Annotated in this window: 10 protein-coding genes; all 10 read right to left on the bottom strand. The window is 36.4% G+C overall.

All coding sequences use genetic code 11. The features are described from left to right. Positions 1–106 precede the first annotated feature (106 nt). Positions 107–2095, bottom strand: a complete 1989-nt coding sequence (locus FLV_RS02840; RefSeq protein WP_243230587.1) for a RagB/SusD family nutrient uptake outer membrane protein — start codon at positions 2093–2095, stop codon at positions 107–109. 17 nt (positions 2096–2112) lie between these two features. Beyond that, the gene (locus FLV_RS02835; RefSeq protein ID WP_243230585.1) at positions 2113–5472 is read right to left on the bottom strand and encodes a SusC/RagA family TonB-linked outer membrane protein; all 3360 of its coding nucleotides are present in this window, start codon (positions 5470–5472) and stop codon (positions 2113–2115) included. A gap of 866 nt (positions 5473–6338) precedes the next feature. After that, complete coding sequence (locus FLV_RS02830; RefSeq protein ID WP_243230582.1) at positions 6339–7331, bottom strand: pectinesterase family protein; 993 nt, start codon at positions 7329–7331, stop codon at positions 6339–6341. Between the two features lie 142 nt (positions 7332–7473). Beyond that, complete coding sequence (locus FLV_RS02825; protein ID WP_243230581.1) at positions 7474–9495, bottom strand: glycoside hydrolase family 127 protein; 2022 nt, start codon at positions 9493–9495, stop codon at positions 7474–7476. A gap of 209 nt (positions 9496–9704) precedes the next feature. After that, complete coding sequence (locus FLV_RS02820; protein ID WP_243230580.1) at positions 9705–12155, bottom strand: polysaccharide lyase family 1 protein; 2451 nt, start codon at positions 12153–12155, stop codon at positions 9705–9707. A gap of 221 nt (positions 12156–12376) precedes the next feature. Beyond that, positions 12377–14680, bottom strand: coding sequence for a DUF5703 domain-containing protein (locus FLV_RS02815; protein ID WP_243230579.1), 2304 nt, complete (start codon positions 14678–14680; stop codon positions 12377–12379). A 278-nt stretch (positions 14681–14958) separates the two neighbouring features. Further along, positions 14959–16392, bottom strand: coding sequence for a sialate O-acetylesterase (locus FLV_RS02810; protein WP_243230577.1), 1434 nt, complete (start codon positions 16390–16392; stop codon positions 14959–14961). 515 nt (positions 16393–16907) lie between these two features. Then, positions 16908–20294: a glycosyl hydrolase gene (locus FLV_RS02805; protein ID WP_243230576.1), complete on the bottom strand. Its 3387-nt coding sequence runs from the start codon at positions 20292–20294 to the stop codon at positions 16908–16910. Positions 20295–20585: 291 nt separating this feature from the next. Then, positions 20586–23918: a glycoside hydrolase family 2 TIM barrel-domain containing protein gene (locus tag FLV_RS02800; protein ID WP_243230575.1), complete on the bottom strand. Its 3333-nt coding sequence runs from the start codon at positions 23916–23918 to the stop codon at positions 20586–20588. 139 nt (positions 23919–24057) lie between these two features. Beyond that, a complete protein-coding gene (locus tag FLV_RS02795; RefSeq protein WP_243230574.1) occupies positions 24058–25188 on the bottom strand; it encodes a glycosylase in 1131 nt (376 codons plus the stop codon). Between the last annotated feature and the right edge of the window lie 88 nt (positions 25189–25276).

Raw genomic sequence — 25276 nt, 5'->3', positions numbered from 1 at the left:
ATCTTTTTGACAGAATACAGGTGAAAAGTCTAAATTTAATGTTAACGTTTTATTAAGATATTAATAAAAATGCCTGAAAATAATCAGGCATTTTTAGTTTGTAAATTTATTCTTGATAATTGAAAGTCCCTGCTGAAGCAGTAGCGCCGTTCCAACCAATAGTTTGTTCCAACCAAGGGTTTGTTGCTAATACATCCTGTCTAAGTCCCATTATGTAATAATTTGTCTTAAAATCTATTTTGACTGGTTGATTATTTACGTGATCTAATGGAGTTAACGGAGGCAACAACTCTGTTTTTACTAAGTTATTTCTGTAAAAAGCTTCTAATTGTACCATTTGAGTACTAAAATCAGGAGCATCAGGATCAACTGAAATACCTGCACGTGCATTTATAAGTGGATCTGCAGATGAAGTTGTTTTAGTTTTATAATCTAAATAATACCCTGTACGTTGTGTTCCGTTCAAAGGAGTTAAACCTAATTTACTACAAGTATTAGCTACAATTCCATTAGGCGCATCATTACTATACAACATCCAGCGTTGAATATCCCAATAACGTTTTCCTTCATAAGCAAGTTCTACCCGGCGTTCATACAAACAAGCCTCTATCGCAGCATACTTACTGCTTAAAGTTCCTATACCGTAATTATTTGCTGATGTAATACCAACTCTTTGTCTAATTTTAGTTAAATAAGATAAGCAATTTGCAATTTCACCTTTAGCAGCATAACATTCTGCAATATTTAATAATAATTCCGCATAACGATATTCAAAAATATCAGTTCCAGAGAATGCGAATGACGATGCATTACTTTCTGCAGGATTAGACATTTTTCGAACAAAAGCAGGGCTATTTTCATTATTATTTCCACTAAAATAAACTCTATTACTATTGTCTACCCAACGATAAGCCCAAACAGTAGGTTGTGCTGCGGTAAGTAAAGAATTAGTATAAGGCCAGTTACTTCCCGAAAAAGCAAAAGTTCGGTAAAAACGAGGATCTCTTCCTTTAAAGAACACAAACTCATCATATCCATTAGCAGTTGTAGGTCTTGAGCCATTTGCCATTGGAAACAAATCAATCATTTCTTTAGGTGCTTCTATAGCTCCACGCCCACCCTGACTTGTCAAGCGTATGCTGCCTTCCCATCCGTTATTAATGTTAACTGCACTACTTGTACTCGCTAACAACTGAACTACAATAGCTTCTTTACAAAATGAATTATTGACTAAAAACATCTCCGACCATTGTTTAGCATTTGTACCAAACAATCCAAATCCATCAGCTGTCAGCTGAGTTTCCGCAGCAAGACCGGCTGCCAAAGCGGCATCCCAACGCTCTGTAGAATTATCCCAGTTTTTATTGAATAAAGGGCTGGCAAATGTCAACAATACTCTGGATTTTTGAGCCAATGCTGCACCTTTTGTAAAACGGCCATAATTAGCTGCATTCCATGTAGGAGGCAATAAAGCAGCTGCAGCATCTAAATCTGCGATAATTTGAGCTACAACTTCAGATACTTTTGCCCGTGGTAATTTAATAGACGGATCTTCTATTGACGGCGTTTGGACAGTAGTAATAATTGGAACACCACCATAAACACGCATCAAATCAAAATACTGAATCGCTCTTAAATAATATACCTGCCCTTTAGCCTCATCACGAAATTTTGCATCTAAACTTGCTCCTTTAACATCTATGTTTTCCAGAAGAGTATTACAGTCACGAATACGCGTATATGGATTATTAGTTATTTTATCTTCCAGCCTTGCTCCATAATAAGCATCTCCATCAGAAGCGTTAACATAAGAAATCGTTGGATTTATTAAACTTTGCATTCCACCAATTTCTTCCGTCAAACGGGAACGGGTATCATTATACAATCCGACAACTGACTTCAATGGTGAATTATAGGCTCTAAAATAATCATTGTATAAGTTATCTACGTACCAGGAAACACGCCCTGGTTGCTCATAGAAAGTTTCATCATCAAGGCCATAGACCCTTTTTTCTTCTAAAAAATTATCACTACACGAAAAACTTACAATCAACACGGATACCAGTGCTAAAATTGAATTTATTTTAATTTTCATAATTACTCTAGTTAAAATTAGAATGAGACATTAAAGTTAATAGCCCAAGTTCTTAATGTTGGATAAGGGACAGAAGAATTATCATACATATTTCTGTACTTATCCGGGTATGGATTATATAAATCCCATAAATTATTTCCTGTTACTCCAATAGTCAAACTTGAAATATTTAAGCTTTTTAATAAATCAGACGGCAAACCATATCCTACAGTTAAATTTCTAACTGTGCAACGGAATGTATCTAACATCCAGAAATCAGAAGGTTTACCATTGTTCTCAAGAAAAGCTGCGCTTGGATACTTTCCATCAACGTTATCTTCTGCATACATATCATTCCAAAAAGTTTCACGAGCCCACATGTTATGCGTTGTACCTGTATTCTGATTAACCATATCAACCAAACGAATTCCTCCCCACGACGTAGCTATTTGTGTACGGGCATAAAACCCTTTGTATTTTACACCTAGGTTAGTTGTAAAACCATAAGTTCTGCTTGAATTAGCCAATTTAGCATAATCCAGACCATCTCGGTCAATTATCCCGTCAGGGCCTGCCTGAGTTCCTGTTGCTGAACTAAACTGACCTCCTAAATCCTGGTAAGCTAACATACCTTTACGCATACCCGACATTTGGTTTATATTCATATAACTAGGGGCTCCTCCAACCGCAGTAGCTCGTTCAGTCAAATAATTCCAATAGTTTAGAATATCTGCATCAGTTCTTAAAATACCATCTCCAGTAGAAGTTCCTTTCCATGTTCTGAACCCCCATTCAGGGAAGAAAAGCGACCTGCCTGCAATCTCCTGATTACTAGATGGATGAGCCAATGCCAATTCAGGGTATCTCTTCACCTCATTATTAGAAAAACCAAAATTCACACCAACATTATACTGAAAATTGTCTTTAATTTTATCACTCCAATTAAGGCTTACTTCCGTTCCCCATGCATCAACAGCAGCATAATTTTCTTCAGCAAATCCACCTCCTACTGAGATTGGAACTCCAACAGTCTCCGTAATTTTAGTTAACATATCCGTAGTTCTGTCATAGTAAAAATCAAAGTTCATCTGCAATCTGTTTTTCAATACATTTACATCAAAACCTAAATTGTGTTTAATCGTTGTATCCCATCCAACATTACGATTAGGATCCACTCTCGGTGTAAGACCTGATCCAAGAGATCCTCCAGCTGGTCCAAATTGCCAGCCTTGATCTGTTTTAATATCATATAATTTTAACCATCTCCACGGATTTATGTTATCTTTTCCGGTTTTTCCGATCGAATATCTAATTTTAAAGAAGTCAACACCAGGAAGTGCTTCCGTAAACCAATCTTCTTTTGATGTAACCCATCCGAATTGTGCAGAAGGGAAAAATCCCCAATAATTTTCAGGTGCAAACTTAGTAGAAGCATCAGTTCTAAAAAGCAATGTCATCAAATATTTAGATTTGTATGCATAATTTACACGTCCCAAATATGACATTGTACCATTTTCTCCTCTTGTAGAGTAAGAATGTGCAGGTGTTAATGTTCCGGCTGTATGATGCGTTCCTGCATAATCAGCTCCGGTGTTTTCATAATACAAACGAGTATTTTTGGATTCATTTTCTGAACGCTCAACAGAAAACATCGCTCCAATCTCATGATTGTCAAATGTTCTGTCATAATTAGCAAAAAAGTTAGTCTGTACGCTACTACTCATATTATTATCATAAAGTACTCTGGCATTACGGATATTCGTATCAATAGAATAAGTAGCATTTGCTCCTACACTTGTTCCTGGTCTCACCAAGTGATTACCCTGAGTATAATAATTTGTACTTCGGGCTAAAGTATATGGCAATTGTACTTGTTCAGCATTCTCGGAATATTGTACCCTGGCATAAGAACCTTTTACTGATAATCCTTTTACAAAAGGAACTTTATAATTCAATGACAAATTCACATTGTATGAAAAGTCTTCATTAACAGATTTAGACCCATTGTCTAATGTGGCAAAATAATTCCATCCGGCTATATTATTATTTATATTCGCACTCCCCATATTACGGTCTGTACGCGGAATTGGAGACATATAATAATTTTGTCCATTTACGGTAGTTTCCCATGGAATATACTGTGGCATATGCAATAACACACCGTAATCTAATCTTTCACCACCAGCTTGTGAACCATAACTTCCATCATTTAAAGTAACTGATTTTACATATGATTTTTCCACACTTGTAGTGTTAGCCGATACAGTTGCAGCAAAATCTAATGAACTGGAAATTTTAGCCGTAATACCAGTACGGAAAGTCCATTTATTATAATCCTGGTTACCTAAATTAGCACCCTGATCCAAATAAGTAGCACCAGCAAAGTAGGTTGCCTTTTCTGTACCTCCAGACACATTCAATGCATGTTTTATCTGGGTAGCCGGTTTCCATGCTTTATCCAACCAATTATAATTTAAACCTTTCATTTCATTTAATTCCGCTTCTGAATAAAGGTTTGCGCCTGCATTTGTTAAATTTTTATCTGTCATGAAACGATTAGCAAAAACACCAAATTCATGAGCATTCATCACTTTACTGTGGCTAATAGCATCATTTACAGCAAATTGCTGTTGGTATGAAAATTTTGCCTGTCCAACCTTACCTCTTTTGGTTTTTACTACAATTGCTCCCTGAGAAGCACGAGAACCATAAATAGCAGCAGAAGCATCTTTCAAAATCGTAATACTTTCGACTTCAGTAGGGTCCAAAAGATTAAATGTTTCCATCGTAGGCTTCCCGGTTTCAGGGTCGACCTGAACCATATCATCTATAACAACCAAGGGATGCGTATAACCTCCATCTTTAGAGAAACTAAAAGTTTGACGAATTTGTATACTAGCTAGATCTCCAGGTCTTCTGCCCCCATCAAGAACTGCTACACCTGGAACTAAACCTCTTAGAGACTCAGATAAACTAGTAGTAGGTAAATCCTGAACATCCTCTGGTTTAATAGTTGCTATCGCACCCGTTATTCTATCTTTCTTCTGAGATCCATAACCCACAACTACAATTTCATTCAATACATTAGAATCTTCCTGTAGTTTAGCGTTAAGATTAGTACGCCCGTTTAAAGGAATTTCCATTTTCTTCATCCCAATAAAAGAAAAAACTAATGTTGCACCAGGCTTTACATTAATTTCATACCTACCACTAAAATCTGTACTTACAGAGTTTTTGGTAGATTTTTCAGTTACGTTTACTCCAGGTATAAGTAAACCTGTGGGATCAGTAACAGTACCTGTGATCTTAATTTGACTGTTTGCAGTTTGAGCATAAGTGACAATGCTCATCAATGCAAACAAAATAAAACTACATCTTTTTATAAGTGCTTGTTTCATAAATCTTTGATTTAGTTAGATTAATAGTTAGGTTAGTTTAGTTATAAAAAACGTATTCTATTTTTTTAAAGAAAAAGCTGCATTTTTTGGGCTGTTAAATGCCTGCAGAATTTTAAACGTTAAAAATACATTTATTACTCGATTTCAAAAATATAATGATTGAAAACCACAACTGTCCTGTAGTGTCCTGCTCCAAAATTATCGTTAAAAAAAAACCAATAAAAAAACTATATCAGCAAAAAAATGTAAGACAAAATAATGTTATACCAAAAAAAAGGGGCAAATTTTGAATATAACAAGATACGAACAAAATAAGTAAGAAAAAATGCCTAAAAATCAGGTGGTTTAATAAAACAGACTGGAAAAAAAGTAATAATGTGCAACTTTTTCAGATCAAAACAATGTAGGAAATCGATTTCTTTCAGTTAAAAATCTTACAAAAAATGATGTTTTGGACAACTGAAAAAAAAATTAAAAAAAATTAAAAAAATTGAAACAAAATAACTTTAAATAAGTAAATTCTTATTAAATATTAATGCATTTTATTTCCATTTTCGAATTTATAAGAGTAGAATTCTTCATAAACCAATTATATTCAGGCACAAGATTGGCTTTTGCTATTTTTTCATTGTGTTAAAACCTGTCTTTACTTATCCTTATCTTTAAGCAGTCTGAAATGAGTACCACTTAATGTAAGTTTTAAAAGGTTTGGTAAAAATCTGTATCAAAGATCCATAAGTAATTTTGAGATATACTTCTGATCTTTACAGGTACAAAAAAACCTTTGGAAGTCGTTAGGACTCCTTAGATTTAAAACTAATAATGAGCTTAAAAACTACCGGTCAAAAAAACAATTGCTGCAGATGTTATAATTTAGGATTCCAGCCATTCAATACTTTATCCTGGCTGTATTTTTTAAGATCGGATTTTTTTAACTGGTGCGACCATGAAACTCTTTTAGACAAATCTTTTGCTCCTTCTCCTTTACTGCCTAATTCTGCATAATAAACTGTTTTTTCTTTATCCGGGAAATTTTTATCGCCTTTCCACGGATTCCAGCCTTCGGGAACAATATGCGAACCTAATTCTGTATTGATAAAAACCGTTTGCGCATAAGGCCGCCACGGACGTCCAAGAAAAACCTGATTTACAGCAGTGTCTTTTGCAGTAAGTTTACAATCTACAAATACAAATCCATATTTATCTTGTTGATACGTTGATGCTGCCGTTACATACGAATTACTTAAACTTTCAATCGTACAATTGTAAAAATAAGCGGTTGCTGCTCCAAAAATAAAATCTACAGTACCATTAATATGACAGTTTTCAAAATAATTTCGGGTTCCTCCTTTGGCCAAATACAACGTATCCTGATTTCCTAAAATGGAACAGTTTTTTACTGAAATCCGATCGCCTTCGGTATGCAAAGCCACTGCCTGACCTACTCTTCCGGATGTATTTTCTACAGTCAGATTTTCTACAGAACAATCGTTTCCCTGAACCAATAAAGTATAAGAGGTATAGGTACTGAATTTAGCATCTCCGGTAACATCGATTCCACGAAAAAGTTTCCCGGAATAATCATTATATGAAATAACCGTTTTTTCTCTATCCAAACCTTTTAAAGTTATGTTTCTTTTAAAAGAAGGAATGACCACTTTTTCATTATAAATACCAGACTTGATGGTAATAATCACTCGCTTTTCAGCATGATCTCTCACTTTATTAATCGCCTCCTGAATGGTTTTAAAATCTCCGGAACCGTCCTGTGCAACGGTTAATTCAAAACGATTGTCGGTAGTTTGAGCTGATACTATAATAAAATTAAAAGCCAGTAAAAGAGTTAAGATGTATTTCATAGATTTTTATTTTTCAACATATAAGTCATATAAGATTCTCTTTTACTATTTTGATTAAAATAAAGTAAAAATAAGTTCATTTAAGTTTTTAGACATTATACAATAGAAACTTATATGACTTATATGGTAAATTAACATGATTTTAATGCGATAACCACACAGACATTTCGCCTTTTCCGTGATTTCCCCACGCAAAATAAGGAATTAATTTGATACTGTATTGTTTGTTGTCTTTTGTCGAAATAGGTTTGTACAATTTTTTATCCCAGGAATTATCCGGAGTACTTGACGAACTGGCAGTTATACTTAATAATTCTCTGTTATCAATTTTAATAAAATCTGTAGTGAATTTAGAATTCAAATCCAAAATAACATCATTCACTTTCACATTCTCCGGAAGTTCATTCGATTCCAGGCAATATACAATTGGACCTCTTTTTACAGCCACCTGATTTTTTACTTCTTCTACCAATGGATTCGCCTGCATCAATTCGACCGGCATTGGGATATTCAATTCGATAACATCTCCTTTTGTCCATTTTCGGATAATTTTATAATAAGTTCCAGAGGCAATTGAATCATCAACTTTTTTACCATTAATTGTAATTTTAGTTCCCTGGCTCCAGCCCGGAATTCTCAATAAAAAAGAATAAATATCTTTCGGTGCTTTTACAATTTTCAAAGTGACTTTTCCATCCCAAGGATAATTGGTTTGTTGTTCGATCTCAATTTTTTCTCCTGAAAGCGTAGTTGAATTCAGACTATTGCTTCCGTATAAATTCACATACAATCCTTCTTTTGAGAAATTATAAGCGTAATTACTTACCTCAGCAATGGTTCTGGTTACGTTGGGTGCACAACAATTTGACAAGGCGATATAGCCTTCACGTTCTTTGCTCCATCTTTGTTTAAAAGGCAAATCTTTCGAAACATTCAATGGATTGTTATAAAAGAATTCCCTTCCTTCTAAACTAATTCCTGATAACACACTATTGTACAATGCCAATTCTACAATATCCGCATATTTCGCATCACCTGTAATCTGAAGCATTCTCCAGTTCCACAACACATTTCCAATATTGGCACAAGTTTCAGTGTGAGCCGTAGCATTTGGTAATTGAAAAGGTCTTCCGTATGCCTGATGAATTTTTTGAACATCGGTTGGATTGTATGAAGTCCCATCCGGCGAAACACCGTCATACAAAGAACCACAAGCACCTGTAATGTACATTTTTCTATACGTTACATCATCCCAAATTGATTCCAGATTATCCAGTAATTTTTTCTCTCCTGTTTCGGCATACAAATCGGCTACTCCGGCATAAAGGTAATTCGCTCTTACAGCGTGACCCATTGCAGTGGTTTGCTGCCTGAACGGAATCCTGTCCTGATTGTCATCGGTTCCATCATCGGTGGTTCCTCTAATATCGATTAGATTATTGGCTAATTCCAGGTATTTTGAATTTTTAGTCGTTCGGTACATTTCGACAATTCCCATATAATGTGACGGACAAATAGCGTTTCGGGCTAATTCTGGTGATGCTTTTTTGTAGAAATCATACAAGAAATCTGCAACTCCTTTTCCAATATTCAAAAAATTCGTTTTTCCTGTCGCACGATAATGAATACAGGCTGCCGTCATCAAATGTCCCATATTGTATTTCTCGAAACCCAATTGTTTCTTTACTTCTTCAGGGCCCAAAGTTCCCCAGCGTTCATCAATTAAAACTGGCGTGTGCAAATAACCGTCCTTGCGTTGTGTTTTGGCAAAAAGCGCAATAGCTTTGTCCATTTCGGCATCGAGTTTCTTGTCTTTGGTTACGGCATAGGTCGCAGCCATTCCTTCAAAAATCTTATAAAAATCTCCATCGTGAAAAGATGGGCCTTTAAAAGTTCCTTTACTTTCTCCCGCTGCAATTTCGAAGTTTTTATAAGCGTGCGAAACCTCGTCGTTATGATACAAATCCCACATATACGGCAATGTGTTTTTGGTTTCTACATCAAATTGTTCTTTCCAGAAACCGTTTGTCCATTTTACATCCTGCAAGCCTACGCTCTGTAATTTAGAATAAGGGCTTTCAGAATTGGCAATCAAACCTTTGTTCTGAGCCACAAAAGCTGTTGAAAAAAGTACTGCTGATAATAGAATGATGTTCTTTTTCATTTTATATTTTTTTTAATTCAAATAGTTTGAATGGAACGCAGATTATACGGATTGCTATCGCAAGACACGGATAAAACGGATTTTTTAATAAGTTTGCTAGTTTTTCACGCAGATTTAGACAGATTAGAGCAGATTTATTTTTGATTCTAACTATTAAAAAATCTGTACAGATCTGCTTGAATCTGTTTGAATCTGCGTGAAACCCTTTTTTATTTTACGAAGAAATTAATTGTACGGCTCATTGAATCTCCATCAGCATCTTTTACGGTTACGATGAAAGATGCGAATCCTTTTTCGCCTGCCGTAAACTGAATTTCTTTACCTTTCAAAACAACTTTACCATTTTTAACTTCCGAAAAAGTATAAACCGGTTTTTTCTCATATCCTTTGAAAAAATCTGCTACAGTCAAACTTGTTTTTTTACCAGAATTTACAAAATAATGAGGCTGTGCCAACCAGTCTAAATAATTATCCAACTGCGTAAATCCATCTTTATCGGTATCTTGATTCGCATCTGAAAAATCTCCGACCTTCGAATTTTCGTTTAAGCCAAACGCTTTTTCCCACCAATTTGGTAATCCATCATGATCCGTATCCCAATCGGCAGGACGGGTTTCATTAGCAAAATCCGGGAAACCTCCTGCATCTTGCTCGTTATCGATTAGCCCTGCTAAACCACTTTTACTTCCTTTAAAAGTATAAGTTCCTTTTAAAGTTTCATCTACAATTCTCTTATCATGTTTATCGAAGAATGGTTGATTCGCTCCTATATCCGAAAGTACATTTTTATAAGCTGCAGTAGCCGATTGTGTGTTTACAAAAGATTCGAAAAATGGTTTTGGCAAAAACACCTCATAATCCGCAGTTGCCTTATTAGATAAGGTGAATTTTCTGCCTTTATCCTGATTTTTTTCATCAAAATAACCCGGCATTACGTTTCCATCAAAATAATACTGTTGCTTTCCTTTTCCAACACCTTCAATTTGAGCATTCAAAGCCACAAAAATTTTAGTTGAGGCTCCTGGTTTGTAATAATTATTGACAAAATTAACTTCACTCGCTCCTCCGTCTGTAGCACGATGTCCCCAATTGTAAACGACATTATTACGGATATCTACTTTTCCTGAATAATAGCCATCTCCATTTAAACCTCCACCGATACTCCAGTTTCTCCCTTCGTTGTGAGCCAGTAAATTGTGATGAAAACTTCCAATATCGCCACCAATAGTTGCCGCATATCCGTGCATTTTCCCTTCTGCATATTTATGATGGCCTGCCACATTTAATGCTTCAGAAATCAAGGTACGCTGTAACGTAATATGATGTGCGCCACGAGAACTAAAGGATTCATCAATAGTCCAACTAATCGAACAATGATCAATAATACTGTAATTAGCGCCCGTCAATCCCATACCGTCAAAGGTTCTACCTCCTCCAATTCGCACTTTCAAAAAACGGACAATTCCATCATTTCCAGTCAATCCTATTGGTGCTCTACTTATGGTAATTCCTTCGCCAGGTGCTGTTTGACCCGCAATAGTTATATTCGGTTGATTCGCAACCAATCTTGATTCTAGTTTGATATTACCCGATACATTAAAAACAATGGTTCTCGGTCCAATTTCCTGATTGATAGCATCACGCAAACTTCCCGGGCCGTCATCGTTCAAATTGGTTACTTCAACTACTTTTCCGCCACGACCTCCAATGGCATATCGCCCATATCCTTCCGCCCCAACGAATGCCAATTGTGCAGGTCTAAAAGACCAAACATTACCCGGAGTTACCGTTCCTTTATTGTCAATAGCATCTACTCTCCAATAATAGGTAGAACCACTGTATAAATTCGAAACTTCAAATTTATTTTGAGTCAATTTTCCTTTGTATGCTGTAGCATTTTCATTTGCTTTCGCCACATCATTTTCGTCTTCACCAAAATACAATTGATGTGCCACTGCATTTTTTGAGGCGTCCCAGGTTAACTCCAATTTTTTATTCACTTCAACATGTTCGTCTCTGTTTTCCGGTTTTGGTGTACGTGCCTGATTCATCAAATTTGGTGTATCAATTTCAAAACCATTGATGACAATTTGTTTGACAACATCAGGATTTGTGGTTGGATCTATTTCAAAACGAACAATTACGTCTTTTCCTTTTTCGGCAGTAAAATTAATATACACCATCGAAGCATCGATTTTCGCATTGGCTCTCTGGCTTGCGTTTACGGTTTCTTCCAGTTTTCCATTAACATAGATTTTGATTGGAGAAAAAGTCTTTCCGGTAATCACATCAAAAGCATTATGAAAAGTCAAAAGCGTATGTTTTCCTTCTTTTAATCCGATGATTTTCAATTCCAAATTTTCAGCCGTAACCAAACCATCGCTTGCCAATCTGCTATAGAAAGGTGCACTCATTCCTAGCTTGTACCATTTTGAATTAAAATTTCCTTTTAATTTAAAGTTTAATCCGTTAAATGATTTATCGGCTTCTTTTTGTTCACTAATTACCCAAGATTCATAATTAGGGTCATGCACTTCATCAAGTCTTCTTCCTGCAAAATCAAAATCGACTTTTACAATCTGTTTTTCGGTATTCTGTGCCTGCCCATTTGCTGTCAAAAGCATTGCCAAAGCATAAACGCCCGCTAATTTCTTTATCATTTTTCTTTTAATTTAATTTCCCTTAATTATTTTTTGCCACAGATTAAAAAGATTTTTAAACAACTTATAATCTGCGATGATCTTCTCAAATCTGCGTGCTATTTTTTTCACGCAGATTTAAAATAATTTAAGCAGATTTTTACTTTTTTTGATATTTTCCAATCTGTGAAAATCCTTTAATCTGTGGCTAACTTTATTAGTCTTCTTTGATAAGATTATTTCTAATTACTGAGCATATTCACAATATCTTTTTTCCTTTCTTCCGGAATTACTTTTAGAACTTTCATCTCACCATTTATGAGTTGAGCTTCAACTGTAGTATTATGTTTGGCATGTAATTTAAAATGCACATTCCAGTCTTTTGGCCAGGCCGGAAAAAGATAGATTTTCCCATCGGCTTCCTGCAAAAGCATTTCCTGCATGCCAATCATTCCGGAACCTCCCCAGTTATGATCCGGAACCCAGTCAAATCCCGGTCCCCAAAAGGCAGGGAATCTTCTATCCGAATTGGACATTTTTAGCAAATTGTATTTTGCTGCTTCTTCCGTTAAACCCAAACGAGCCGAAAAAATATTGTCCTGTTTCCATCCAATATGACTTCTGAATTTAATAGCATCTGTATCATATTCCCAGGTATTCAAAGCGGTTTGAAAATCAGGTTTTCCAATGCCGTAAATTCCCCACGGATACACGGGATACAATTGCGGGGCTTCGGAATTATTGATACGCTCCCAGGTTTTTGCCGGAGCCAATGTCTGATGTCCGTCAAAAATTCTAAAATTCAAAGGCGGAATTCGTTTTTGAAAACCTTCTAAATATTCAGTATCTTCTTTGGACAATTCTTTCACCGAAAGGTTTAAAAGCTGTTCAGTAATTACCGTCAAAGCCGAAATCGTACTGTTGGCATTGTTCGCCATTTTGTAAGTTTCAGCACCAGAACCCGGATAAAGTATCAAGTGTCCGTTGCCATCTAATGCTTTTCTTCCTCGTTGCTTTGCAAGATATTGATAATGTTCGTCAAAAAAACGAAGACAGCTGATGATAAACGGATTGTATTTCTGAATGTCTTCGCCGGCAAATTCTTTCTGTTGCAGCATCATTTGACAAAACTCAAAAACCGTGTCCCATTCGTATTCCAGCCAGGCATTGTATTCCATTCCCGGATCATAATCGGCTGGGCGTTTCCATTCGTATTCTGCAGGATTGGGCAGTCCGAAATTTTCCAATTGCTCTGTAAAAGAAGCTCCACCGTGTTTCCAATAAACCTGCGAACGCAATTCGGCATTTTTTTGAAGACTCAAATAATAATCCAATTGCGATTTCATCATATCAAAATCACCACTTTTTACCATCGGAAAATAAACCAATCGCTGGTTTTGAGCGGTCATGGTTCCGCCTCCCCAATTCCTGAAATCGGGGGTAAAATTCAGATCTTTATTAGTAAAAACAGGATCAACTGTAAACAATCCGCCATTAAATTTGGTTGGATATTTTCCGTAGGCATTGCATCCTAGCATGTATCTGAATAGCTGATAATTCTGCCCGATTTGATACACCGAATCCTTTTCAATAGATTGATTTTTTTGCGTATAAATAAAACTGCGATTCCAGAAATTATTCCACCATTTTATCGTGTTTTTTTCGGCTTGTCTGGCTGTGTTTTTATTTTCAGCAATCAAACTTTTTAATCCGCTATCCCAAGTTTCAACATCAGATTGATTAGTGTTTAAATAAATTTCTAATGAATGTTTTTTTGAAGGTTTAATACTTGATAACGTAAAACCTTTAAAATCGGCAGACTGGTATTTTCCAAGATAATTCCCGTCCGGTTTTAGATTCTCGCCTTTCATAAATCCGCCAAAAGTTAAATTGGCAATCGGATTCAGCATTTGATCTTTAACCGATTCCATTTTCTGCTGTTTTACCGCCACCTCAAAAACGGTTTGTTGGCGATTTCTGTGATAGAATTTAATTCCGTTATTCTCAAAAGCAATCGAATCTTTAAAATTGATAAGGTCTCCCTGAGGTGCCCATTTATAAGAATTGGCATTGTTTTCTTTTCCTTTTGAAATACGGTTTTGATGACGCCAGCTTTCATAAGAAGCTGTCATTTGTAACGAATTTTTACTTTCTAAATCGACATGGATAATCGGTTTAAAAACATCTACCCAAAGTTTGATTTTGGTATTATTTTGTCCAACCAAAACGTAACCGTCTTTCAATTTTAATTCCTGATAAAAACCTGCTGCACCCTCAAACGGATTCGGAGTTAAAGTCACTTTTACACGACCTAATTTCAATAATGTATTATGTTCATCGAAAGTTCCGCTTCGCGAAAAATAAAAATACAAATCGCCTTTCTCTACCCAAACATTCATACCAATATCCCCACCTCCCAAAGGCATTGATTCGGATGAATTGTTACTTTGAGTTGTCCAGATTTGATTATAATTATTGAGCACAGGTATTTGCGCTTTGATGCAAAACGTAGTGAAGAGAAGTATTAATAGTATATTATTTTTCATCGTTTTCTTTCCTGCAAGGTTTTCAAAACCTTGTAGATATCTATTTTTAATTTTCTCTCGCAGATTTTGCTGATTAAGCAGATTTATTTTTATCTCCTAAATCTGTCAAATCTGCGAGATTTATAAATTAAGCGTCCCAAACAATCATCATGCCAGGTTCAAATCTTTGTCGAGTTACTCGCGAAGATTTCTCCTTCGTCGAAATGAAACTAGACGTTAAACTCATACTACAACCCACACCTACAAGGTTTTGAAAACCTTGCAGGAGATACCGTGTATTACCACTCATCAGTTCTAAACGAAGAAACCGGCAAACCGCCTCCACTAAACAATTCTGCTTTTACAAAATCTTTAAACAAATAGCGAATCGCTACAGGTTTGGCAACTTTATCCGAAGTCAGAACTACTGATTTTCTTCTCACAACCGTTTTAGCTGGATAGAAAATTTTATCTTCTCCCGCCAATTCAAAGCCGGTAACTTCTTTGTCGTAAGCCGTTATTCCGTTTTCAACATTATCAAAAGAAACGGTAACTGAACCGTCTTTTATTTCCATCGATTTGTATTTTGGGCTTTCAAATTCAAAGCCTTCGATTCCGTAGGTTCTGGCCAATGCCTGAAAAGCCAGTCGGTTTCCTCCTTTTTCTTTGTCCATTGGGTGAATGTTATTTTCTTCCCCAACATCCATTAAAACTGCCATTCCTGAATTCGGAATTACTGCCGAAGCTTTGAGTTGCGCTTCTCTCAAATAAGCCGAATTGTATTTTTCTAAATAATCTTTCGGGTGAAATGAAGCATAATTAAACGGTGCGATTTGCGCATAGTAAAAAGGGAAATCTCCCTGTTTCCACAAAGCTCTCCAACTGCTGACCATTTTTTTCATCAAAGCCGTATATTCCGAAGCTCTTTCATAATTTGATTCTCCCTGATACCAGATACAGCCTTTGATTCCGTAACCAATAACCGGCGAAAGCATTCCGTTGAACAAAGTCGTTGGAACACGATTCGGATCTTTGGCCAATTCTTCTTTTGTGGTCGGAATTTTAGCACTTGCAAAATCTTTAAGCATTTCCTGATTCATCCACGCTTCCATACTTGAACCACCATACGAAACATGAATCAATCCAACAGGAACATCTAAAACTTCCTGTAGAAGCGAACCAAAATACCAGGCTGTTGCGCTAAAATTTGAAGTTGATTTAGGCGATGCAACTTCCCATTTTCCTTCAAAATCTTCTTTTGGTTCTAAAACTGTGGCTCTCGGAATCGTAATTAATCGAATGTTTTTATTCGTGGATCTTACAATAATTTCATTTCCGTTTTTTACAGGCTGTCCCTGAAATCCTTTCAAAGGCATTTCCATATTAGATTGTCCTGAACAAAGCCAGACTTCACCAATTAAAACGTTTTTGATGGTTACTTTTTCGTTTACTTCACTCACTTCAATTGTAAATGGCCCGCCAAATGATGGTGTTTGTAATTCTGTTTTCCATTTACCGGAAGCATCAGCTTTTACTTTGTAGATTTTAGAATTCCATGATGTTTTGATGGTAACATTTGCGTTCTTTTCTGCCCAGCCCCAAATTGGTGCGTTCGATTTTTGCTGTAACATCATGTTATCAGTAAACAATGCCGGTAGTTTGATTTTTGCATTCATTTCAAAACTTCCTAAAATCAAAAGAAGCACAATAATTGATTTTCTAAAATGTCTCATTTTATATTTGTTTTTTGCCACAGATTAAAAAATTAAAAAGGATTATTAATCACTTGAAATTCTTTAATCTATTGATGTTTTTGTTTTCAATTGCCTCCAGCTTTAGCTGGAAGTCATAAAGTATTTTCATTTTTAGGGCTTTAGCCAAATAATTAGTTTGGCTAAAGCCCAATTTTTATCTTCTTCTAAACCTCCAGCTAAAGCTGGAGGCAATTGATCTAACTTTTCTTTTATCACGAATTTTCATCGATCATTTCTTTTGATAATTCTTAAACTTGTAGTTAATATTCATTGAATAATTTTAATCTTTGGCTATTTTTTTTCAATTGCCTCCAGCTTTAGCTGGAGGTTATAATTTTTCAACTTCTTAGGCTTTAGCCAAACTAACTCTTTGGCTAAAGCCCTTATCTTATTATCTTTTGAAACCTCCAGCTAAAGCTGGAGGCAATTGATTTTTCTTTTCTTTTATCACAGATTAAGTAATCATTTTTAATCCTTTAATCTGTGGCTAGCTTTTATTTTTCTTTTACAATACTTACCGGACCTAATAATCCCGCTTTCAATAACGGATTTCCTTCTAATCTAAATGGTGCTGTTGTCCAGGTTAGTCTTTCTTCTTTTGGCAGTTTTTGATCGCCTATTAAACGGTTTGCCCAGGTATTTGTCACTTTTATTATGATTGTGTTTTTTCCTTTTTGTAACACCTGTGAAATATCAGTTTTAAAAGGAAAAGTCCAAAGCGTTCCGCAGTCTTTTCCGTTAATTGAAACTTCGGCCATATTTACAATTTCGCCTAAATCAAGCCATATTTTACTGGTATCTTTCCCTTTCCAAATAAACTCTTTTTTGTAAACCACAGTTCCCGAATAATATTTAATCTGATCATTTTCAGAAGTGCTCCAGTCAAAAAGTTTGTTCGTTTTTACCACTTCTTTCGGACCTTTGAATTCAGGATCAAATTGTAGATCCCAGTTTTCATCTAAAACCTGAAGTTTTTCAAATTCAGAAGATTTTCCTTGAGCTAAAACATCTTTCGTTTCTTCTTTAAAAATCACAAAACCGGATTCGTTGGCATCTAAAGTTAAAGAAACAATTGTTCTTCCGTTTTCTATTTTCCAATTGGCTAATACCGAAGTTTGATTTGTAACCGGATTATACCATTGCGGAACTTTTCCTGAAATTCTAAACGATGCTTCAAAAGAACGTTTTTCTCCTTTTTGATTGGACAGAAAATAAACATCTTCAGTGTCAGATTTTCGGTGCGCCCACGCAATCGCTTCTGAATCGGCTCTGCTTAAATTTGGAAAATAAATGTCTTGTGTAATTCCAATTTCTGCAAAATCATTCTCTAAATAAGGTAATTTTACAACTGTTCCTTTTCCGATTTTCCATGTGGAGGAATTGGTGTTATTCCAGATTTCATCAATTACATTCTGCCATTTCTTCTGATCGGCTTCTGACTGAATTCCCGGCTGAATGTTTGGTTTTTCATCTACAAAAATGGTCGCTCCGTCTTTTAGCAATTGCAATATTTTTTCGGCAGAAGCCAAAGACAAAATTTTATTTGGTGCCATTTTATGACTTCCCGGAAAGAATAAAGCGCCGTACTCGATTCCGCCCTCAAAAGTTACTTTTCCGTTTTGAACTTTTGCTCTGTTGATTAAAACATCGGCATTGAATGAATCATACTGATACCCATTTAGAGGATTAATCCATTGCGATAAATCGGTGATATTTTTAGAATAGGTAACTTCTTTCGGCATTTTCGCAGTCGGCTGACCTTCATTTTCCAAACGGATTTTCTCGCTTTCGAGTCTTTCTTTTCCAAATACATTCGGAATAAAAGGCACCAATCGATCGGGAACAAAAGAACGTGAAGGGAAATCTTCTCCAATAAAAACCGCCAAATCAATTACCGGTTTTCCTTTTTGCAATTGAAACTGAACTCTTTGACAATAATCAAACCAAGCTTTTCCGGGTTTCCACCAGGTTTGGTCTCTTTGGAAAAAAGTTCCGATATCGTCTAAAGTCATTCCCGGTTTTCTGTCTGTCCACGGATTATGTACAAAAACGTGGTAAAATAAACGGTTAATTCCTAAAGCATAATTTCGGTCTGCTGTCGTTTTTAGATTTCCCGGATGTTCGTCCCAATCCATTCGCAAAGCGGTAAATGATTCTGCCTGAATAATATCTTTTCCATAAATATGTCCACCCGAAATGGCATCTACCATATCAAAAGGTTTGTCATGAGTTGGGCTTTTCAGCCAAAATTCACCGCCCGGATAATCGACATATTTATAATGCAGCAAACCATCACTCATCATGGTTGGCGCAACGTTTTCTGAACTTAACTTAACGTTGTATTCTTTGGCAATTTCAGCGACAGTTCCGTAGAAATTATCGGCTACTAAATCGGCAATTGTTTTTCGAACATCGTATAAAACTTTCTCTGAAAAATCGGCACTTTCTATCGGAATTCCGGCCATAACTGGAAGATAATCTACAAGATCGTAGCCACGTCTCTTTTTAAATTCAGCCTGAAAAACCGAAGACCAGTTTTGGCTTCCGCATTCCCAACTGTCAAAATGCAGGATTTCAAGAACTTTCGAAGCCAGTTCAGGCCCAGCAGAACGAACCGCTTCTCCGAACCAATGATCCAATTGAAAACGAATCAATTCCGGATTAAATTTATCTACTTCCAATCCTTTTCCGGCTCCTCCTGTTGCATTTTCATGTCCGGTAGAAGTATGTCCCATTCGGATAATTTTCCATTTTCCTTTTGGTGCTTTCCAGTTCAGGTTTCCATCAGTATCAACAAAACTCGAAATATTAATGATTTCTGATTTTTTGAATGCATCAGTATTTGGTATTTGTTTTTCTGTAGTCTGTGGAGTCAAACGCCAAATTGCGCCTGATTTTCCTTCGTAATTATTAATCAAAGACTGATTCGAAAGTGTAATTTTACTCACTTTCAGGTTTTGTTTCCATTTTGCAAAATCCAAATCTTCTGCACCTGGTTCTGTTCCCTTTGGATCATAAACAAACCTGAAATATTTTGCCGTAACAGGCACAATGGTATGCGTGTTTGGGAAATCCATATCCTGCCAGCCGTGACGAGGCGCGATCAGTCTTTCGTGGAATTTAAAATGAACTCCGTCATCACTCACTTCCACAATTAAACGCTGTGCTTGATAATCTCTCCCTTTGGTTTCAACTACAATCGATTTGCAGGTAAAAGGCTGAGCAAATTCGTACTGAATCCAGCCTGCATCGGCAAATTTAAAGTTCTCGTCTTTTTTAGGATCTGCCAAAAACGAAGCATCTGAATTATTTGATGTTGTAACTTTTGGCAATTGAATTTGTGATGTTGTTTGATATTCTTTTATCAGAATAGCAAAAGTCGCAATGTCTTTATAATAGTCTTTGTAATGTTCCGGAACGGGAAGTTTTGAAGCTGCTTTTTTTCCTCCTAAAATTTCAGTTGTCGACCAAACCACTTTCTGCATTGACATTTCAGGCGTAATCCACGGACCTCCTGCAACAGCAAAACCGTCTGCACCGTGAAAAGCCAGTTTCAAACCTAAACGATCTGCTTCTTTAAAAGCCCAATGGATCATATCCCAAAATTCGGGAGTCAATTGTAAAACCGGCGGATCAAGTAATGGTGGATTTGCCGGACCTTTGATGGTCATTAAATACGCACCTGCAATTCCAGCTTGTTTCATTGCTTCTAAATCATCTGTGATTCCTGCTTTGGAATAGGCCGATTTCATCCAATACCAATACACCCACGATTTGGAGGATTCTAATGTTGGCTGAAAAGTTTCTTTTTTATGGACTTCTTGTGCAGAGACGAAGCTCGCCAAAAGGAGGATAAAAAAGAGGTGTTTTTTTTGAAACATTATTGTTTGTTTTTTGATGATCTGCTTTATCTGCAAAATCTGTGGGAAAAATTTACTCTCGCAGATTTAGCAGATTTGGCAGATTATTTTTTTAGTTTTTGATATTTCTTTTTTTGTCATTTCGACTTAAGGAGAAATCACACTAGAAACTCCACAACGTATTTCTCCAATCTTTGTCGATATACGTGTGTGATTTCTCCTCACGTCGAAATGACAAACTGTATCTTTTAATTTTAGTTCTTAATTTTAAAATTATCAATTATCAATTATCAATTATCAATTATCAATTATCTAATATTTAAACTTCTTCAAACTACTTTCCAATTCATTTTTTGAACCGCTGAAAGGCGTCAAATAAAAACTATATTGATAGTCTCCTGACTTTATCTGATATTGCTCAATTGGCTGAGCTACTAATGTCCAGCTGTCGTTTCCTCCGACTCCCATTTGAATTAAATCAATATTCACTGTCAAAAATCCAGGGTCTTTCAATTCATATGTATGAGTAGCTGTACTTAGATTTTCCTGAGTATACGGCCACGCACTCATACTTAAAACTTTGGTATCATTTACCACCAAAAATCCATTGCTTTTTTGTGGAGAACTTAATGCCATCCATCGTACTTCGGTTCTGTTTCCGTTTTCCTGTGGCTTTGGATAATGCTCGATGAAATCATGTATTGGAAGTGAATATTTACCAACAAACGAGCCAAAACTTCTGTCGTTGTAATTTTCCAGTTCTCCTTTTCCGTACCACGAAATCTGATCGAATTTTCTTTGAACTCCCATCTGCATTCCGATTTTTGGAATGTTTGGTAACTTATTTGATGCTTTTAAACTATAATCTACTTTGATTGTTCCGTCAGGGCTGATGTTGTACACTACATTTACGCTCGCACTGTCTTTTATAATTTCGTAATCGCTTGTGATTTTGATTTCAGAAGCTGATTTATCGATTTTCACGTTAACCAATTTTGGTTTGGCTTTGTACCATTGTTTCAAAAGCTTTTGCGATTTCCATCCTCTTTTGTCATTGTCTGTCAAAGGTCTAACGAAATTGGGAAGCAATGGTGCTAAAACCTGTTCTTCTCCATTAAAAACATACGAACTCAAAGCTCCGTTTGCTTTGTTGATTTTGATGTCGAAAGCTTTTCCTTTGATGTTAAAATCTGAATCTGATTCGGAAACATTTAGATTTCCTTTTTTGGATTCTAAAACAACTGCTGCCTTTTTCAGCAGAAACTGATCTTCCGCAACAGCGTACCCTTTTGATGCCCAAAGTTCATCTTTCGAAAGCTGAAATTCGATATTCAAAATGTACTCTGCATCTGCTTTCATCTTCGGCAGATACTGAGTCACATTTAATGTTGTGGATTGTCCTGCCTCTAAATTGAAAGGTTTTAAAATCTGCGTTTTGATTACGTTTCCGTTTTCTAATATTTTCAGAACTGGAATATAATCTGCCAAAGATTTTACAGCACTGCGATTTTTTATTTCTAATTGATTTCCGTTTAAAGTTGAAACCGCTGGCTGATACACCCATTTATTCTCAAAAATCGAACCTTTTGGTTTTCCATTAGAATCTACAATCCCTTTGGTGTTGAAATTTCCATCGTGGTATTTTTCGCCAAAATCTCCTCCGTGAGCAAAATAGTTCTGACCAGATCTGGAATCGAATTTTACCAGTCCCTGATCTTTAAATTCCCAAATGCAGCCTCCGATAACTCTTGGAAGCGAACGAAATTCATCCCACAATTCTTTTAAATTTCCAACTGAATTCCCCATGGCATGAGAATATTCAACGAAAATAATTGGTCGGGTATCTTTCTTTTGGTCAACTAAAAATTTCGGTGTGAAAACGCCTGGATAAAAACGGCTGACCATATCAACATACGAATCATCCTGCGGATTTTCGAATCGATAGGCATGATCGATTGTTTTTGGATATCCGGGATCCAGCGGATCGATATATCCATCTAACTTCGCATTTCCTTGTGCCGGCTCATAATGTACCGGACGCGTAATGTCGAAATCGTGAACCCAGCCTGACATTGCTGCGTGGTTTGGACCTTTTCCGCCTTCGTTACCTAAACTCCACATTACTACTGACGGGTGATTTTTATCTCTTTCGACCATTCGGGTCATACGCTCCAAATAGGCGTTTGTCCATTTTGGATCGTTGCTCAATTTACCTCCAATTCCGTGCGTTTCCTGATTGGCTTCGTCCATTACCATGATTCCGTATTGATCGCATAATTCATAAAAATACGGATCGTTTGGATAGTGACTTGTTCGTATAAAGTTGAAATTAAACTTTTTAATGGTTGTAATATCTTGTTTGATATCTTCTCTCGTAACGGCTTTCCCGCGGATTGGATTATGATCGTGACGGTTCACGCCATAAACATAAGTCTCTTTTCCGTTGATGAGCATTTTGCCGTTTTCTTTGGAGAATTCTATCGAACGGAAACCTACTTTACAACTTTTCGCTTCGGTAATATTTCCGTTTTTATCTTTTATAGAAATGACCATCGTGTATAAATTCGGCTCCTCGGAACTCCATTTTTTTGGATTTTTAATCGTTTCCTGAAAGAATCCGAAACGCACATTATCCAGACGTGGGTAACTTTCGTTGATCAAATCAATCACCGGTCTTTGAAGCGGTTCTTTGAACATAGCCGTATTATTGGCATCATACAACTGAACATTCATGGTATAATCTTTAACTTTGACTCTTTCACCAGTTAAATTCTCTACTTTCGGACGCAATTTAAAAATCGCATCTGTGTATTGTTTGTCTAATTTGGTTTGCACAAAGAAATCCTGAATGCGTAGTTTTGGCTCAGCCATAATAAAAACTTCACGCTGGATCCCGCTCATACGCCAATGGTCTTGATCTTCCAGATAGGAACCATCTGCCCAGCGAATCACTCGAACCGAAACTATATTTTCACCAGCCTTCAAATAAGGTGAAATATCAAACTCGGATGGCAGGAAACTATCTTCTCCATATCCCAAAAATTCTCCGTTTAACCACACTTCAAAACCGGAACTTACCGCCCCGAAATGTAAAGTCACTGTCATATCTTTCCAGTTTTCAGGAACGGTAAAACTGCGTTGGTAGGAACCAACTCCATTATAATCTTTAGGAATATAAGGTGGATTTATGGGTCTAAACGGATAAACGGCACTTTTGTAAATCGGATTATCATATCCTTTCATTTCCCAGTTGGAAGGGACTTCAATTTTATCCCAGCCTGAAACGGTGGTTTTATAGAAATCTTTATTAGCTTCTTTTAAGTTAACCGCATATTTAAAATCCCAGTCGCCGTTCAGCATTTGGATTCGGCTTTTAGTTCTGTCGCCTTGTAATGCGTCTTCAACAGTTGTGTAGGAATATGCAGTTGCTCTCGACGGTTGTCTGTTGATGCTTGTTATTGTTGGATCTTCCCACGGTGCAAATTCGTACTTTTTATGAAGTTCCGGAACTCCGGCCGGTTCTCCTGTTACGGATTGCGCCTGTGTTGTGTAGGATGTTAGAAGTAAAATGTAAAATGTAAATACTGATTTAGGTATCGAAAATCGAAACCTAGAAAAGTTATCTGTTTGAAATGGTTTGAACATTATTTTATTTTTAGTGTTTTTGTCATTCCGACGAAGGAGGAATCTCCGTGCGATATTCTACAAACATTGGTAGCCTTTCTGTTTGGAGCTACTTGTGGAGATTTCTCCTTCGTCGAAATGACAAACTGTGTCTTAATATTTAATTCTTCTTCTTATCCTTTTTTTCAGGAGGTGCAACAAAATTCAACTGGCTTTTTCCTAAATCCTTCGAAGTTGCTACTGCAATTCCCCTTTGTTCTGCTTTATTCACTGCGCAATAAAAATGATAGACAACGCCATCATGTTTTACAACAAATGATTTATGAGCAAACATATCATCGTACGGTTCTGATGACTGTATTAAATTGTCGCCTTTCCAATCGGTCCAGTTTACTAAATCATTCGAAACGGCAAAACGGTTAAAAGCGCCCTGATCCCAACCTGTCCAAAAAGCACCGAAATAAAACATTACCCAGGTATCGTTGATTCTCTGAATGAAAGCATCGCCTGTTATTCCTCTATGATTGTTCAATACCGGATTTTTCCCGAAACGTTTCCAGGTTTTCATATCGTCAGAAACCGCCATTCCAATTCTTTCTGCTCCTTTTGCCGGATTTATACTATCACCACGGGCATTGTAATACATGATAAAATTATGTCCGGTCAATTTTTCTTTATCGCGAATCACACTGTTTTTATACATCGTACTGTTATCCCACCAGCTTACATCTTTATCTTTTGGTGTCAAAGCCGGATTTTCTAATCTCTTAAATTCGTGTGGCTTTGTCGGTGATGCTGTGGTATAAGCCATTCCAATCGACAAAACTCCTGCTTCGTAACCTTTACTGTCTCCGCCAAAATAACTCATCCAGTATTTATCATCGTATTTTTTCCATTCGTAACTTCCGCCCCAGGTTGGATCTTGCAACGAAATATATCCTGCTTTTTGGTTGACATCCCAGTGTTTCTCATTTTCTGAGAAAGACATTACTTTTCCTAAATGTTTCCAATCTAGTAAGTTCTCACTTTCTGCCAGCCAGGTTTCGTATCCTCTTCCGTCATAAATTAAATACGTCATGTACCATTTTCCATCTTTTCTAAATACACTCGGGCAATCCATTTTATAGGAGTTGTCCGTTGGCACCATCACCAAACCGTATTTGTAAGGTGTTTTTACTTCATTGTAAATTTCCTGCATTACGGTTTCGTTGATTTCTCTTTTTTTGTATTTGGTTGCACAACTAACTATTGTAAGTGCTGAAATGGTTATGATCAGATATTTAATTTTCATTTTATGTTTTTTTTGCCACGAGGGTGCTAAGGCTCTAAGTTTTTTATTTTTCTCTCGCAGATTTTGCTGATTAAGCGGATTTTTTATC

It is taken from the genome of Flavobacterium pectinovorum, assembly GCF_022802975.1.
Taxonomy (GTDB): domain Bacteria; phylum Bacteroidota; class Bacteroidia; order Flavobacteriales; family Flavobacteriaceae; genus Flavobacterium; species Flavobacterium pectinovorum_B.
Note: the sequence above shows the minus strand (reverse complement) of the source record. Positions and strands in the feature narration are given on the sequence as shown.

Excerpts from the sequence above, each read along its gene's own strand:
- FLV_RS02830 (WP_243230582.1), bottom strand. The coding sequence starts at position 7,331 with ATGAAATACATCTTAACTCTTTTACTGGCTTTTAATTTTATTATAGTA.
- FLV_RS02840 (WP_243230587.1), bottom strand. The coding sequence starts at position 2,095 with ATGAAAATTAAAATAAATTCAATTTTAGCACTGGTATCCGTGTTGATT.
- FLV_RS02820 (WP_243230580.1), bottom strand. The coding sequence starts at position 12,155 with ATGATAAAGAAATTAGCGGGCGTTTATGCTTTGGCAATGCTTTTGACA.
- FLV_RS02815 (WP_243230579.1), bottom strand. The coding sequence starts at position 14,680 with ATGAAAAATAATATACTATTAATACTTCTCTTCACTACGTTTTGCATC.
- FLV_RS02795 (WP_243230574.1), bottom strand. The coding sequence starts at position 25,188 with ATGAAAATTAAATATCTGATCATAACCATTTCAGCACTTACAATAGTT.
- FLV_RS02835 (WP_243230585.1), bottom strand. The coding sequence starts at position 5,472 with ATGAAACAAGCACTTATAAAAAGATGTAGTTTTATTTTGTTTGCATTG.
- FLV_RS02825 (WP_243230581.1), bottom strand. The coding sequence starts at position 9,495 with ATGAAAAAGAACATCATTCTATTATCAGCAGTACTTTTTTCAACAGCT.
- FLV_RS02805 (WP_243230576.1), bottom strand. The coding sequence starts at position 20,294 with ATGTTTCAAAAAAAACACCTCTTTTTTATCCTCCTTTTGGCGAGCTTC.
- FLV_RS02810 (WP_243230577.1), bottom strand. The coding sequence starts at position 16,392 with ATGAGACATTTTAGAAAATCAATTATTGTGCTTCTTTTGATTTTAGGA.
- FLV_RS02800 (WP_243230575.1), bottom strand. The coding sequence starts at position 23,918 with ATGTTCAAACCATTTCAAACAGATAACTTTTCTAGGTTTCGATTTTCG.